The following is a 13,798-nucleotide window of genomic DNA, read 5'->3' on the forward strand; positions in this document are numbered from 1 at the left end:
GCCAGGTTGACGGCCTGATCGTCGCCTCTTGTATGCACAACGATGCCGACTATCTGAAGCTCAGCGAACAGCTGCCGGTGGTGCTGTTTGACCGCTGTCCTACTGAAAGCGCGCTGCCGCTGGTGATGACCGATTCGATTACCCCGACGGCGGAGCTGATTTCCCGCATCGCGCCTCAGCATCACGATGAGTTCTGGTTTTTAGGCGGCCAGCCGCGTCTGTCGCCCTCTCGCGATCGCCTGGCCGGGTTTACGCAGGGTCTGACTCAGGCGGGCATTGCGCTGCGCCCGGAGTGGGTCATCAACGGCAACTATCACCCCAGCTCCGGCTATGAGATGTTCGCCGCCCTCTGCGCGCGCCTGGGCCGGCCGCCAAAGGCGCTGTTTACCGCCGCCTGTGGTCTGCTGGAAGGGGTGCTGCGCTATATGAGCCAGCACCATTTGCTGGATTCAGACATCCACCTGGCAAGTTTTGACGATCACTATCTCTACGATTCGCTGTCGCTGCGTATTGATACCGTCCAGCAGGACAACCGCCAGCTGGCCTGGCACTGCTACGATTTAATCAGCCAGCTGATTGACGGCAATACGCCCGAGCCGCTACAGCGCTACCTGCCGGCGACGCTGCAGTTTCGGCATCGGTGATTCACGCATCCAGTCCCGCGATCCGTACCAGATGAACGGTGAGCCACAGCAGCTCGTTACCGCCGAGGGTGATATCGAGCTGGGCTTTGACGTAGTCGCGGATTAGCAGCGCGCAGCGGTATGCGTCCGGATACGCCTTAATCACCTGCACCAGCAGAAAACTGTCCCGCCCGTCGTCCAGTTCTCCCTCTTGTAAACGCTGGAGGAAAAACTGCATATGGACCAGAAAGCGCGAGTAGTTTATCGATTCGGTGTCTATCTGCTGCTTAAAGTGGTACTGCACGAGATTAAAAATATCCTTCAGCATTTTCACCGACTGCATGGTCTGCGCCACGTCGTCGCCCTCGCTCTGGCCGTTTACCAGATGAAAGGCGATATTCCCGGCTTCCTCCTCCGGTAGTTCAATCCCGTACTGCTGGCGAATAATCGTCACCGCCTCGCTGGCGACGCGGAACTGCTGCGGATAAAAACGCCTGACTTCCGGCAGCAGGCGATTTTGAATAGCGATCCCTTTACGGCTGCGCTCGATGGCAAAGGTCAGGTGGTCGGCGAGGGTAAAGAAAATCTGCTCGCGAACCTTGCCGGCGAGCTGCAGATTGGCGCGGGAAATAATCATCGCCGCCATTTCGATGACCTCATCCGGAATGGCGGAGAGCGCTTCAAGATAGCCGCTGCGCGCGCCGAGCGTCTGGGTCACGAACAGCTTCTCAATCTTCTCCGGGGCGATCTCGTCCCCGGGTCTGCTGTTGAAACCAATGCCTTTCCCCATGACGATAACCTCCCTGTTATCGTCATCCGTAGAGAGCACGAGGCTATTATTGAGCACTTTCTGAACAATCATCTCTGCGACTCGTCGTGGTTGCCGTTCTGCGCGATGACATCCTTATACCACCAGAAGCTGCGTTTGCGGATCCTTTGCAGGCGCTTCAGGTCATCCTCGCCGCGATCGACATAAATAAAACCGTAGCGCTTGGCGTATCCCTGGTGAGTGCTGACCACGTCAATTGCCGCCCACGGGCAGTAGCCCATCAGCTCGACGCCGTCGGCTATCGCCAGCCGCATTTGCTCGATATGCGCCTGTAAGAAGGCGATGCGATAGTCGTCATTTACCGTCCCGTCATGCTCCAGCTTGTCCGGCGCGCCCATCCCGTTTTCGCTAATCAGGATCGGCAGGCCGTAGCGTTCGCACACTTTACGCAGCGTCAGGCGCAGCCCCACCGGGTCAACCACCCAGCCGTAGGGGGTTTTGCCAACCCACGGATTTTCCGCCGGACGATAAACCCCCTCTTCGCCCAGCATAATTTGCTGGTCCCCGGCGCGGGGCGCAACGTCGCCGCCGTCGCCCCGGCTGGCGGCAATGGTGGCGGTGGAGTAGTAGTTAATAGCAATAAAGTCCGGCCTCCCCTGCTGCAAAATCAACGCATCTTCCGGCTGCACCTCCGGCGCAAGGCCGCGATCCTGTAAATATGCCCACGCCAGGGCGTTGTAGCGCCCATGCACCGCAACATCCAAAAAGCTCCAGCAGCGCAGCGTCTCCCAGTTATGCGCGGCGATGGCGTCCTCCGGTTTACAGCTTTCGGCGTACATCGACGTGGTGTTTATCGCCGGGCCGATGCGCAGCCCGGGGAACTCGCGGTGGCACAGGGCGAAGATCTGCGCCTGGGCCAGCATCATCTGGTGATTCTGCTGGTACAGCGCTTTCTTGTCCGGCAGTTCGCAATCGGCGGGAACGCCAATCGCGCCGGGATGCAGGATCATGGTGTTCTGTTCGTTAATGGTCAGCCAGAGCGGAACTTTGGCGGCAAATTCGCTGAACAGCAGCCGGGCATAGCGCACGAACGCCTCCCCGGTTTTGCGGTTCAGCCAGCCGCCTTTTCGCTCCAGCGCCCACGGCAGGTCGAAGTGGTAGAGCGTCACGATGGGGGTAATCCCGTGGCGCGTCAGGGCGTCGATCAGGCGGTGATAAAAGGCCAGCCCGCGCGGATTCACCGCGCCGTCGCCGTCCGGTATCACCCGCGACCAGGCCACCGAAAAGCGGTAGGCCTTCAGCCCCATCTGCGCCATCAGCGCAACGTCTTCCTCCACCCGGTGATAGTGGTCGCTGGCGATACGGAAGTCCGCCGTTCCCGGCGGATGGCTGAGCATATCGACCACCGAGGGGCCTTTACCCTCTTCATTCCACGCGCCCTCGACCTGATAGGCCGAGGTGGACGCGCCCCACAGAAAACCGTCCGGGAACCGGGCCTGCTGTTGATAAATCATACCTGCGCCTCCTTAGCGGATTGCACCATCAGGGGTTCGCCGTAATCCACCTGCGCGGCGGCGGTGAGGCGCAAAGCGCGCTGCGCGTCGCCGTTGACCACAATCACCGGGGTAATCAGGTCGTATCCGGCCTGTTCGATGGCGGGAATATCAAAGCGGATCAGCGCCTGTCCCGCTTCCACCCTATCACCCACCTTCAGCGTAGAGCTAAAATGCTGGCCGTTAAGATTGACGGTGTCGATACCGATATGGATCAGTAGCTCAAGACCGCTGTCGCTCTGCAGGCCAACGGCGTGGCAGGAGGGCAGAAACATCATTACCGTGCCGCTAAACGGCGCGCGCAGTACCCCTTCTTCGGGACGAATCGCCAGCCCCTCGCCCAGCAGGCCGTCGGAAAAGACGTCGTCGTTGACGTCGCTGAGCGCCACCACCTGGCCGCGCAGCGGGCTGAAGACTTCCGTCTCCCCATCGCTTGTCGGGCTGACCGCAGGCTGCGGCGTCTCGCTCACCGCGTCTTGTTCCTCAGGAACGTCTTTAAAAGCGATAAACCAGGTCAATGTAAAGGTCACCACGATGGAAATCGCGCAGGTCACCAGCGCGTGGACGATGTTCATCGGGTTTTCACCGATAAACGCCGGCAGCGCCGCGAGGCCTGGCGAGACAAACGCATAGCGCACCAGCCCGCTCACCCCGGCGTAGACCCCGGCGCAGCCGCCGCCGATCATCGCGGCAATCAGCACCCGGCGGAACTTGAGCAGCACCCCGTACAGCGCTGGTTCGGTGATCCCCAGCAGCGCGGTAAAGCCCGACGAAGAGGCCAGCTGGCGCAGGTTGCTATTTTTGGTTTTCAGCGCCACGCACAGCGTCGCCGCTCCCATCGCCACGTTTGATGCCAGCATCCCCGGGCCGTTAATCATCTCGTAACCGCTTTTACTCAGCTGACCGGTGGCGATCGGCGTCATCGCCCAGGCGGTGCCGGTGATGATCAGGAAGGGCTGCAGGGTGCCCATCAGCATCGGGATTAACCAGCTGGCGTGGCGGTCGATAGCGCCCGCCCCGGCGGCGACCAGATCGTTAAGCAAAATGCCCGCCGGGCCGACCACCACCAGCGCCAGCGGCGCGGTGATCAGCAGAATCAGCATCGGCTTAACGAAAAACTTGATAATCGATGGCGACACTTTTTCGGCGAAGCGCTCCACCCACGACATCAGCCACACGGTCAGAATAATCGGCAGCACCGAACCGGCGTAATCGGAAAGCAGGACGTTGATGCCGACAAAATCGACCGCTTTACCGGCCGCCAGCATCTGGCCGATGCCCGGATGCAGCAGCACGCCCGCGAGGGTCATCGCCAGAATCGGATTGCATTCAAACTTCAGCGACGCGCCGTAGGCCAGCAGCACCGGCAGGAAGAAGAAGGCGGCGTCGGCAATAATATTCAGCAGCTGATACGTCGAGCTGGTTTCGCTAATCACCCCCGTGAGCTTGAGAATGGCCAACAGCGCTTTAATCATCCCCGCACCGGTAATCGCCGGGATCACCGGGGTAAAGGTGGTCGAAATGACGCTGATAATCCGGGCGACGATGCCGGCCGGCTTCGCGTTTTTATCGCCGCCTGCCGGGCCTTTTTTCTCCGGCAGCGCCTTATTGAGCCGCCGGTAAACCTGCTGTACCTCGTTGCCGATCACAATCTGGAACTGGCCGCCCTTCTCCACCACGCTGATCACGCCGGGGAGGGAGCCAATCTGCGCATCGTTAACCTTTGCGCGGTCGTTGAACTCCATGCGCAGCCGGGTCGCGCAATGGGTAAGCATGCGGATATTTTCCGCACCGCCCACCGCGTGGAGGATTTTGTCTGCTGTTTCGTTATAGTTCATAGTGTTCCCTGGTGTTGGGGCAAAAAAAAAGACCAAAACAGAGACGCTCCCCTTGGCGGGAGAGCATTCCTATTTTGGTCTTGCCTGCTTTCGCAGTAGCACGCCATCATAAAAATGGGTTATTTCGGCGGATTATCTAAGCGCCCCTGCGTAATGACAATGGCGACCGAACAAAAGTGTGAACTGGATTAAGTAAATTCTTATTTAAAATAATTTATGGCCCAGAGCGATAGCGGCTGCAGGCCATAAAAAATTAATGCTTTTTGCGGTTGCGGCGCATATCGATAGTCACTGCCGCGACGATAATGATGCCTTTGATAATATCCTGCACGTAGGCGTCAACGCCGACAAAGGTAAACCCGCTTTTAATCAGGCCGAGGATCATCGCGCCGATTAAGGTCCCGGTGATACGCCCCACCCCGCCCATCAGGCTGCTGCCGCCGATAACCGCCGCGGCGATAGCATCCAGTTCGTAGGACATGCCCATGCTCGACTGCCCGCTGCTGACGCGCGCCGCCAGCACCACGCCCGCGAGGCCGGAGAGCGCCCCGGCGATGGCATAGACGATCACCAGGTATTTATTCACGTTGATACCGGAGACCTTGGCCGACGTCATGTTACCGCCGATAGCGTAAACGTATTTACCGTAGCGGGTATGCTTCAGGGCGATATGGAAGACCGCGGCGACGACGAAGAAAATAATCACCGGCATCGCCCCCTGGCCGATGGCGGTAAAGCTGTCGGATAAGAAGCTGATTGGGTTGCCCTGGGTGTAGTACTGCGCCAGACCGCGCGCCGACACCATCATTCCAAGCGTCGCGATAAACGGCGGGATACCGGTGCGGGTCACCAGAAAGCCGTTGGTTAAGCCGCACAGGAGACCGACGCCGATGCCGGCGCCAATCGGGATAATCGCCGGCATATTGACCAGCGACGGGAACATCGGCGACAGGCTATCGGAGGTTTGCGCGAGGCTTGCCGCCACCACGGCGGCGAGAGCGATCACTGAGCCGGAGGAGAGGTCAATGCCGGTGGTAATAATGACCTGGGTGACCCCGACGGCGATAATACCGATAATCGCTACCTGCAAAACAATTAATATCAGGCGATTGGTGTTTAATAAAAAGGACTGGTCGCGGACGTACCAGCCGGCAATTTCAAACGTCAGGGCAATCACCAGCATGACGATAAATATCCCGGTATCTTTCGGCAGCCGGTGGCGTAATTGCCCAAAGAAAGAGGGTTTCTCAGTGATCGGGGTCGCCGTTATTTTCATATTGCTCATTCTCTGTGCCTCAATGGGATGCCAACGACAAAATGGTTTCCTGGTCGGCGTCCTCTTTATTGAGGATGCCGGTAATACGCCCTTCATGCATGACCATCACCCGATCGCTCATCCCGAGAATCTCAGGCAATTCTGAAGAGACCATAATCACCGCCACGCCGCGGTTGGCCAGCTCGCTGATCAGATGGTAAATTTCCGCTTTCGCCCCGACGTCGATTCCGCGCGTCGGCTCATCGAGAATCAGTATTTTCGGCTGGGCCAGCAGCCAGCGGGCAATCAGTACCTTCTGCTGATTACCGCCGCTGAGGTTATTAATAATCTGATCCATGGTGGGGGTTTTAATATTCAGGCGGCGGATCTGCTCCATGCAGTCTTCGGCCATTTTGAGGTGCTGAACAAAGCCGGTTTTACCGATATATTCCGGCATTTTGACGATGCTCATATTCTCCAGCACCGACAGCACGAGAAACAGTCCGGACTTTTTGCGGTCTTCCGTCAGCAGCGCCATCCCTTTTTCAATCGCCGTCGAAGGCGAGTCAATCGTGACCGGCACTCCCTCAATCAGCACTTCGCCGCTATCGGCTTTATCCATGCCGAACAGGCTCTCCATCACTTCGCTGCGCCCGGCCCCCACCAGCCCCGCCACGCCGAGGATTTCGCCGCGGCGTACGCTAAAGTTGATATCGTGAAAGACCCCCTTGCGCGACAGATTGCGGACGGTCAGCACCTCTTCGCCAATGGCGTTATTGAACTTGGGAAAGAGCTGGGTAAGCTCCCTGCCGACCATCTGGGTGATCAGCGACTGACGGGTAAACTCGGTGGTATGTTTACTGCCGACCCAGGTGCCATCGCGAAATACGCTGATCTCATCGGTAATCGCGAAAATCTCATCCATTTTATGGCTGATATAAATAATGGCTTTTCCCTGCTGGCGTAAATCGCGAATAATGGTAAACAGATGCGCCACTTCGCTTTCGGTTAACGCCGAGGTCGGCTCATCCATAATCACAATATCCGCGTTCCACGAAACCGCTTTGGCAATTTCCACCATCTGCTGGGAGGCGATACTTAACTCCCCCACCAGCCGGTCGGCGGATAGCCGGATATTGAGTTTATCCAGCAGATCCTGAGTCTGGCGGGCAAGCTGGCGATGATCGACAAAACCGTATTTCATCGGCTCGCGGCCGAGCCAGATATTTTCCGCCACCGTCATATGCGGCACCAGATTCAGCTCCTGGTGGATCATCGAGATCCCGGCGCGCAGCGCGTCCATCGTATCCTGAAACTGGACCGGCTCCCCTTTAACGCGGATCGCGCCCTTATCGGGACGGTAGATCCCGATAAGGCATTTCATCAGCGTGGACTTTCCGGCGCCGTTTTCGCCCATCAGCGCGTGCACCGTCCCCGGGCGCACGCGTAATGAGACGTTGTCGAGCGCCTTCACGCCGGGGAAGAATTTGCTGATCCCTTCGGCTTCAAGTGCAAAAGCGTTCATACTTCACCTCCGTACCCTGAGCGACTATTTCTGGTTGCGATTGACGAACTCAGCCATGTTGTCTTTGGTGATCAGCTGGTAAGGGACATCGATGATCTTTTCTACTTTCTCGCCGTTGGCCAGCTTAATGGCGGCATCCACCGCACCTTCGCCCTGCCCCTTGGCATCCTGGAAAATTGTGGCGATCATCTTGCCGTTTTTGAGCATTTGCAGGGCATCGGGCGTCCCGTCCACCCCGGCAATCAGGATATGGTTCGGGTTTTTACCCAGCGCCTGCAGCGCGCCGATGGCCATTTCATCGTTGTTGGAGGCGATGGCCTGAATGTCTTCGCCGCTGGTCATCCAGTTGCTGACCACGTCAACGGCATCGTTGCGGGTAAATTTCGCGGTCTGCTTCTGCACGATTTTGATATCCGGGTACTTCGCCACCACCTCTTCGACGCCTTTGGTGCGGTCACGGGTCGATTCATTCGCCAGGTCGCCGAGCAGAATGGCGACGTTCCCTTTGCCGTTCATCGCTTTGGCTAACGCTTCCATCTGTAAGCGCCCCGCCAGCACCGAGTCGGAGCCAACGTAGGCCATTTTGTCGGTCAGCTGCGCCTGCGGGCGGCGGTTAACAAAGATCAGCGGAATGCCCGCTTTGGTCGCCTGGTCCATAATCGGTTTGACCGCGTTGGTGTCGACCGGGTTGACGATAATCGCGTCGACGCCCTGGCCAATAAAGTTCTGTACCTGCTGTAGCTGCTGGGAGACGTCGCCTTTGGCATCTTCCACCTGCGCCTTAACGCCATCTTTTTGCATCTCTTTTTGCATTGCGGTGCGCAGAATCGTCAGGAAGTTGTCATCGAATAGCGCCATGGAAACACCGACCGAAATATCTTTCGCCATCACGACCGCTGGCAGCATGCAGGCTATCAAAGAGGCAACAACCGTTTTCTTAATATTCATCGTTGATCCTTTATTTTCAGGTACATCGGTTAGGTAAGGTAAAATGAAAAAATAGTTTCATTAATTGTGCGTTAAGCGCCTGCTTTTCCAGCTTTTTGAAAAAACAGCCCGCGCGCTGGTGCATTTTTTGTTGTTGATCGAAATCACAAAATTCAGTTGTTTTAAAATGGTTTTTTGAAACATTAGTCCATTTATAGCGGAAGAAAAATTCCAGACCATTTATTTCATTAACAACACATATGAAACTTTTATAAGTAAATAACTGAAATGAAAATTTTAAAACTGCGTGTTAACAGAACTTTGACACACATCTAACATTGACGCATAAATGCGCAAAAAATGAGAGGCAGGCGACGGTTTGCCGCGCGGCGCGCCGATAGCGGCAGCGGTTTAAAACGAGACAGGAGATACGCTGTAAAAGGGGATGTCGCTCCGCAGACGGCGGCGCTCAGTCGACGTTTTCAGCGCTGTAAAGGATAAATTCAACCTTGCCGTCGCTGAAGAGATGCGGCTGATAGCCGGTTTCCAGATGGCGCAGGGCCAGCTCCACCGCCAGACGGGCATGCTGGCGCGGGTTTTGATCGATCGTCAGCGTCATTCCCCCCAGGGCCAGCTGTTCACGGGTGGTGCTGTAGCGCTCATGGGTCATCCAGCAGCACTCGCCGTAGCGGCGGTGGCGAGCCAGCGCCTGCGCCACCTGCGTGTTGCCCAGCCCGGTATTGTAGATGCCCACCACGTCGCGGTTGCGGCGCAGGGCCTCTTCCAGCACGCGGTCGATCCGCTGCCGGTTGTCCTCCCCCGCCAGCACCTCGCCCAGCTGCAGATGCGGAAAGCGCTGGGTTATCACCTCGCGGAATCCCTGAATACGCAAGCGATGAGCGCTGAAGTCCTGGCGTCCGCTGAGCATCAGCACTTCTCCAGCCCGGTGCGCCATTAACCCCATCATCCTGCCCGCGGTGCGGCCGGCCTGCTGCTGATCGATGCCGACGTGGCAGAGCCTTTGCGCGTCGGGCAGATCGGTAACCAGCGTAATCACCGGCACGTTCGCCTCGCGGCACTGGCGCAAAGCCTCGTAGACCAGCGGATGTTCGTTGCCAAAGACAATCAGCGCATGGCGCTTTTTGCTGCTACGGATAAGGTTTTTCGCCAGCTTTTCCGGCGCGGACTCCGCCACCAGCGTACGGTGCAGCGTCAGTCGGCGATAGCCAAGGCTATCCGCCACGTCGGCGAAATCCTGCGTCAGGCGGGTGAAAAAGCGCGAATCGTTACCGCTGAGAAACACTTCTATTTGCCACGGGAGACGGCGCTCTTCCGGCAGAATGCGCTTCAGCCCGGCTTCCCGCGCGGCCTGCAGCACCCTGCGCGTGGTTTCCGGCGACACGCCGCCGCGTTCGTTAAGCACCCGGTCAACGGTTGCTACCCCCACGCCAATCCGTTTAGCCAGCGCCTCCAGCGACATGCTTTTCATCGTTTCCCCCATGATGGAAATCCATCAAAACGCCTGTGTCGGTCAGTGTAGCAAACGGATTACTTTGGCAACGCTGAATCCCTCTTTCTGGAGAAAAAATGACCTGCATTCGTTTTGCCTTGTTGGGCAGCGGTTTTATCGGCCAGGTTCACGCCGCCAGCCTCGCTCGCCATGAGCGAACCGTTCTGTCCATGGTGGCTGACGCCGACCCCGAGCGGGCGAAAGCGCTGGCTTCCCGCTACGGCGCGCGGGCGGTAACCGTCGCCGAGGCCATCAACAGCGACGCCATTGACGCGGTACTGATCGCCAGCTCGACCCCTTCACACGCAGCGCTGCTGGAGGCCGCCGCCCGCGCCGGGAAAGCGATCTACTGCGAAAAGCCAATCGATCTTTCGCTCGCCCGCGCCCGCGAGGTCGTCGAGAAAGTACTGCCGCTAGGGGTACCTGTGACCGTTGGCTTTAACCGCCGCTTTGACGCCAGCCACCAGCAGCTGCGCCGCCAGGTCGAGGCCAGGGTGATTGGCAAAATCGAACTGGTGCAGATGGTGTGTCGGGCATCGATTATGCCGCCGCTGGAATATCTGCGCAGCTCCGGCGGCCAGATGCGCGACCAGGCGATCCACTTTTTCGATCTGCTGCGTTTTCTTACCGGCGATGAAGTGACAACCGTCGCCGCCATGGGGGATGCGCTGGCGCTGGCGGAAATTGCTGAATTCGACGATGTCGATACTTCCATTCTGATGCTGCGGATGCGCGGCGGCGCGCTTGCGCAGCTGGACAACACCCGGCGCACCGGCCACGGCTACGATGAGCGCATTAGCCTGCTTGGCCCGGATGGCGTACTGGAGTCCGGCAGCCAGACAACGCGCGGCGTCACGCTGTGGCAGGGAGAGCGCCGCATTCAGCCCGGCCTCTACCCGGACTGGTTCAGCCGCGTCGAGGGGTCGTACTACGCGCATCTGGATGCTTTTGTCCGCTCGCTAGGCGGAGAAGAGGTGGCGGACCTGCCGGGGCTGCTGGACGGCCTGCGGGCGCAGGCCATCGCCGAAGCCGCTGTGCTCTCGCTGCAGCAGGGACAATTTGTCAGCGTCGAAACGCTGGCGTAAAAAAGCCCCGTATGCGGTCGGCATACGGGGCCACTTCACTTAGCGCTCTTCGTTAAATACCACGCCAATCTGCCGCCGCACTTCATCCATCACGCTCAGGTTTTCCAGTACCCTGGCCAGCGGGCGGATCGGCGAGTCCGTCAGCCCCTGACCGACGCACCAGGCAAAATGCTCGGCCTGATAAAACAGCTGGTCGTAGCGGTTTCGCGGCTCCTCCCAGCGCAGCATCTGCCCGCCCTGGCTGGCGGCGAGGGTAAAATTCCCCGGCGCGTAGAACTGCCCGTCGAGGGTAAGGGTCGCATCGCGCCCCGCCACCACCGCGCCGCCCGGCGTGTTGCTGAACAGGGTGGTATTGAGCAATCCCTGTAAGCCGTTTTCCCAGTTAAACAGCATCGAAATCTGCCCGTTGACGCCTCTTTGGGCGGGACGCCCGCGGGCGATAATGTCCTGCGGCACGCCGCCGACCATCACGCAGAATGAGGTCAGATAGCTGCCGAGATCCATCATCGGCCCGCCGGCGAGATCGGCATTAAAAATGCGATGATCCGGAGTAAAGAACTCGCCGTGATCGGCGAGCAGCGTGTGCAGATCGCCCAGCACGCCGTCCTCCAGCAGCTGGCGAATCACGTCATACTTCGGTGCGTAGTCGCACCACATCGCTTCCATCGCCAGCGTCCCCTGCTTCATGGCCTCCGCTTTCAGCGCCGCGCCTTCCCGCCGGTTCAGCGCAAACGGCTTTTCAATCAGCGCATGTTTGCCCGCCTGCAGCACCCGCAGCCCGTCGGGAAAGTGGTGGTTATGCGGCGTGGCAACGTAAACCGCATCAATATCCGCTCGCGCCAGCATCTCATCCACCTGATCATAAGCCTGCGGGATCCCCCAGCGGGCGGCGAAATCGTCGGCTTTTTGCTGCGTGCGCGAGGAGACGGCAACCACCTGCTGGCGGCTGAACTCTTTTAACGATTTCACAAAGCGCTCGGCAATCCAGCCGGGGCCAATAATGGCCCAACGCAGCGAGGGGATCGCCGAGGCGGCGGGATGGCGCGGTTTTGGTAACTGTGACGGGAACATAGCGGCTCCTGATTTTATTTTGCCGGGGAGGGACACTATAAGCAGGCGCAGAGGAGGACGAATAACGAATTTATGATGGAATTCCATCATCGACATAGTGCTTGTCAAAAGCGCGGGAGTCGCGGATAGTCCGGGCAGCTCATCACTATCAAGGAGTCTGAAATGTTGAAAAGTTCGTGGCGTAAAACCGCCCTGATGGCCGCCGCCGTTCCGCTGCTGCTGGCGAGCGGTTCATTATGGGCCAGTGCCGATGCTATCCAGCAAAAGCTGGCTGATTTAGAAAAACGTTCCGGCGGTCGGCTGGGCGTAGCGCTGATTAACACGGCAGATGATTCGCAAACCCTCTATCGCGGCGATGAACGGTTTGCCATGTGCAGCACCGGTAAAGTGATGGCCGCCGCCGCGGTGTTAAAACAGAGCGAAAGCAATCCAGAGGTAGTGAATAAAAGGCTGGAGATTAAAAAAGCGGATTTAGTAGTCTGGAGCCCGATTACCGAAAAACATCTGCAAAGCGGAATGACCCTGGCGGAACTCAGCGCGGCGGCGCTGCAGTACAGCGACAATACCGCGATGAATAAGATTATCGGTTACCTTGGCGGGCCGGAAAAAGTCACCGCATTCGCCCTGAGTATCGGTGACGTTACTTTTCGTCTCGATCGCATGGAGCCGGCGCTGAACAGCGCGATTCCCGGCGATAAGCGCGATACCACCACCCCGTTGGCGATGGCCGAAAGCCTGCGCAAGCTGACGCTGGGCAATGCGCTGGGCGAACAGCAGCGCGCCCAGTTAGTGACGTGGCTAAAAGGCAATACCACCGGCGGGCAAAGCATTCGCGCAGGCCTGCCCGCAAGCTGGGCGGTCGGGGATAAAACCGGCGCCGGAGATTACGGCACCACCAACGATATCGCGGTGATCTGGCCGGAAAATCATGCCCCGCTGGTGCTGGTGACCTATTTTACCCAGCCGCAGCAGGATGCGAAAAGCCGCAAAGAGGTGTTAGCCGCGGCGGCAAAAATCGTCACCGAAGGGCTTTAACCCGGGAACAGGCCCGTTCTGCAACACTCTGCGCTTTGTTTCCCCGGTGGCGCTGCGCTGACCGGGCTACGGGTTCCCCGCCGTCTGCGGGCCGGTAGCCCGGACAGGCTCAGCGCGCCGCCTCCGGGACAGCCTGAATAGACAGCCGCCAAATATTAGTCGGTAATTTTAAACTTCAGCGCGTAAGCGCTGGTTTTCCTTTCATCGCGCGCGCCGCCCATCTGATAAACCCGCACCGTATATTTACCGCTGCTCATCAGACGTTGCTCAAAGGTATCACCGCTCAGAGAACCGTTAAAAATCGAATTATTATCAGGAGCGATAACATTGAAATAAGGATGCGGCCGCTGGCTGTTCATATTGATATGCATCATCTGGCCCGCTTTCGCCTCCAGCGTATAGTCGTTAACACCGTCACCGGTCACGGTGCTTTTTATTATCGTGCCGTTGCTGCCTTTATCAAAATGAACGCTATGGTTGTTGATATTATCACTTGCCATTGATAACACTGACGTAAATAAATAACTTGCACAGATCACGCCACCAACAATTAATTTTATTTTTTTCATTTAATTAACACCTTATGTTTTTTATGCGCGCTGTTATA

At 58.0% G+C, this 13,798-nt stretch carries 12 protein-coding genes; 3 read left to right on the forward strand and 9 right to left on the reverse strand.

Annotation, left to right across the window (positions count from 1 at the left end; translation table 11 throughout):
• Positions 1-644 (forward strand): substrate-binding domain-containing protein (locus HMPREF1144_RS09345; protein ID WP_009652663.1); only part of this gene is annotated, 644 nt, incomplete at its 5' end.
• A gap of 1 nt (position 645) precedes the next feature.
• Here HMPREF1144_RS09345 and licT read toward each other — a convergent pair.
• The 7 genes from licT to HMPREF1144_RS09380 all read right to left on the reverse strand — a co-directional run bounded on the left by licT (position 646) and on the right by HMPREF1144_RS09380 (position 9,979).
• On the reverse strand, positions 646-1,485 hold the full coding sequence (gene licT, locus HMPREF1144_RS09350) for a BglG family transcription antiterminator LicT (protein ID WP_009652630.1): 840 nt from the start codon (positions 1,483-1,485) through the stop codon (positions 646-648).
• Entirely contained in the window at positions 1,482-2,906 is a 1,425-nt protein-coding gene (locus HMPREF1144_RS09355) for a glycoside hydrolase family 1 protein (RefSeq protein WP_004848515.1), read from the reverse strand. The genes licT and HMPREF1144_RS09355 overlap by 4 nt, the downstream gene beginning before the upstream one ends.
• Positions 2,903-4,783, reverse strand: coding sequence for a beta-glucoside-specific PTS transporter subunit IIABC (locus tag HMPREF1144_RS09360; protein WP_009652642.1), 1,881 nt, complete (start codon positions 4,781-4,783; stop codon positions 2,903-2,905). The genes HMPREF1144_RS09355 and HMPREF1144_RS09360 overlap by 4 nt, the downstream gene beginning before the upstream one ends.
• Positions 4,784-5,036: 253 nt before the next feature.
• Positions 5,037-6,059: an ABC transporter permease gene (locus HMPREF1144_RS09365; RefSeq protein WP_170873311.1), complete on the reverse strand. Its 1,023-nt coding sequence runs from the start codon at positions 6,057-6,059 to the stop codon at positions 5,037-5,039.
• 19 nt (positions 6,060-6,078) lie between these two features.
• Positions 6,079-7,563, reverse strand: a complete 1,485-nt coding sequence (locus HMPREF1144_RS09370; protein WP_004848509.1) for a sugar ABC transporter ATP-binding protein — start codon at positions 7,561-7,563, stop codon at positions 6,079-6,081.
• Positions 7,564-7,587: 24 nt separating this feature from the next.
• Positions 7,588-8,511 carry a sugar ABC transporter substrate-binding protein gene (locus HMPREF1144_RS09375; protein ID WP_004848507.1) on the reverse strand — a complete coding sequence of 308 codons (924 nt, stop codon included), beginning with the start codon at positions 8,509-8,511 and terminating at the stop codon, positions 7,588-7,590.
• A gap of 448 nt (positions 8,512-8,959) precedes the next feature.
• Entirely contained in the window at positions 8,960-9,979 is a 1,020-nt protein-coding gene (locus tag HMPREF1144_RS09380; RefSeq protein WP_042927422.1) for a LacI family DNA-binding transcriptional regulator, read from the reverse strand.
• 98 nt (positions 9,980-10,077) lie between these two features.
• On the opposite strand from HMPREF1144_RS09380, the gene HMPREF1144_RS09385 reads away from it, so the two are divergent.
• Positions 10,078-11,085: a Gfo/Idh/MocA family oxidoreductase gene (locus HMPREF1144_RS09385; RefSeq protein ID WP_004848503.1), complete on the forward strand. Its 1,008-nt coding sequence runs from the start codon at positions 10,078-10,080 to the stop codon at positions 11,083-11,085.
• Between the two features lie 39 nt (positions 11,086-11,124).
• Here the strand turns inward: HMPREF1144_RS09385 and HMPREF1144_RS09390 are convergent, their stop codons facing one another.
• Positions 11,125-12,156 carry a Gfo/Idh/MocA family protein gene (locus HMPREF1144_RS09390; RefSeq protein ID WP_009652614.1) on the reverse strand — a complete coding sequence of 344 codons (1,032 nt, stop codon included), beginning with the start codon at positions 12,154-12,156 and terminating at the stop codon, positions 11,125-11,127.
• A 162-nt stretch (positions 12,157-12,318) separates the two neighbouring features.
• Between HMPREF1144_RS09390 and HMPREF1144_RS09395 the strand changes: the two genes are divergently transcribed.
• Positions 12,319-13,191: an extended-spectrum class A beta-lactamase OXY-5-2 gene (locus HMPREF1144_RS09395; protein WP_009652647.1), complete on the forward strand. Its 873-nt coding sequence runs from the start codon at positions 12,319-12,321 to the stop codon at positions 13,189-13,191.
• Positions 13,192-13,346: 155 nt separating this feature from the next.
• Here HMPREF1144_RS09395 and HMPREF1144_RS09400 read toward each other — a convergent pair whose 3' ends face one another.
• Positions 13,347-13,760, reverse strand: coding sequence for a hypothetical protein (locus tag HMPREF1144_RS09400; protein ID WP_009652640.1), 414 nt, complete (start codon positions 13,758-13,760; stop codon positions 13,347-13,349).
• Positions 13,761-13,798: the final 38 nt, after the last annotated feature.

Source organism: Klebsiella sp. OBRC7 (genome assembly GCF_000293135.1).
Lineage (GTDB): Bacteria > Pseudomonadota > Gammaproteobacteria > Enterobacterales > Enterobacteriaceae > Klebsiella > Klebsiella michiganensis.

Bases quoted from the DNA above. Each gene is read 5' to 3' on its own strand.
- licT (WP_009652630.1), bottom strand. From the start codon at position 1,485: ATGATTGTTCAGAAAGTGCTCAATAATAGCCTCGTGCTCTCTACGGAT.
- HMPREF1144_RS09355 (WP_004848515.1), bottom strand. From the start codon at position 2,906: ATGATTTATCAACAGCAGGCCCGGTTCCCGGACGGTTTTCTGTGGGGC.
- HMPREF1144_RS09360 (WP_009652642.1), bottom strand. From the start codon at position 4,783: ATGAACTATAACGAAACAGCAGACAAAATCCTCCACGCGGTGGGCGGT.
- HMPREF1144_RS09365 (WP_170873311.1), bottom strand. From the start codon at position 6,059: ATGAAAATAACGGCGACCCCGATCACTGAGAAACCCTCTTTCTTTGGG.
- HMPREF1144_RS09370 (WP_004848509.1), bottom strand. From the start codon at position 7,563: ATGAACGCTTTTGCACTTGAAGCCGAAGGGATCAGCAAATTCTTCCCC.
- HMPREF1144_RS09375 (WP_004848507.1), bottom strand. From the start codon at position 8,511: ATGAATATTAAGAAAACGGTTGTTGCCTCTTTGATAGCCTGCATGCTG.
- HMPREF1144_RS09380 (WP_042927422.1), bottom strand. From the start codon at position 9,979: ATGAAAAGCATGTCGCTGGAGGCGCTGGCTAAACGGATTGGCGTGGGG.
- HMPREF1144_RS09385 (WP_004848503.1), top strand. From the start codon at position 10,078: ATGACCTGCATTCGTTTTGCCTTGTTGGGCAGCGGTTTTATCGGCCAG.
- HMPREF1144_RS09390 (WP_009652614.1), bottom strand. From the start codon at position 12,156: ATGTTCCCGTCACAGTTACCAAAACCGCGCCATCCCGCCGCCTCGGCG.
- HMPREF1144_RS09395 (WP_009652647.1), top strand. From the start codon at position 12,319: ATGTTGAAAAGTTCGTGGCGTAAAACCGCCCTGATGGCCGCCGCCGTT.
- HMPREF1144_RS09400 (WP_009652640.1), bottom strand. From the start codon at position 13,760: ATGAAAAAAATAAAATTAATTGTTGGTGGCGTGATCTGTGCAAGTTAT.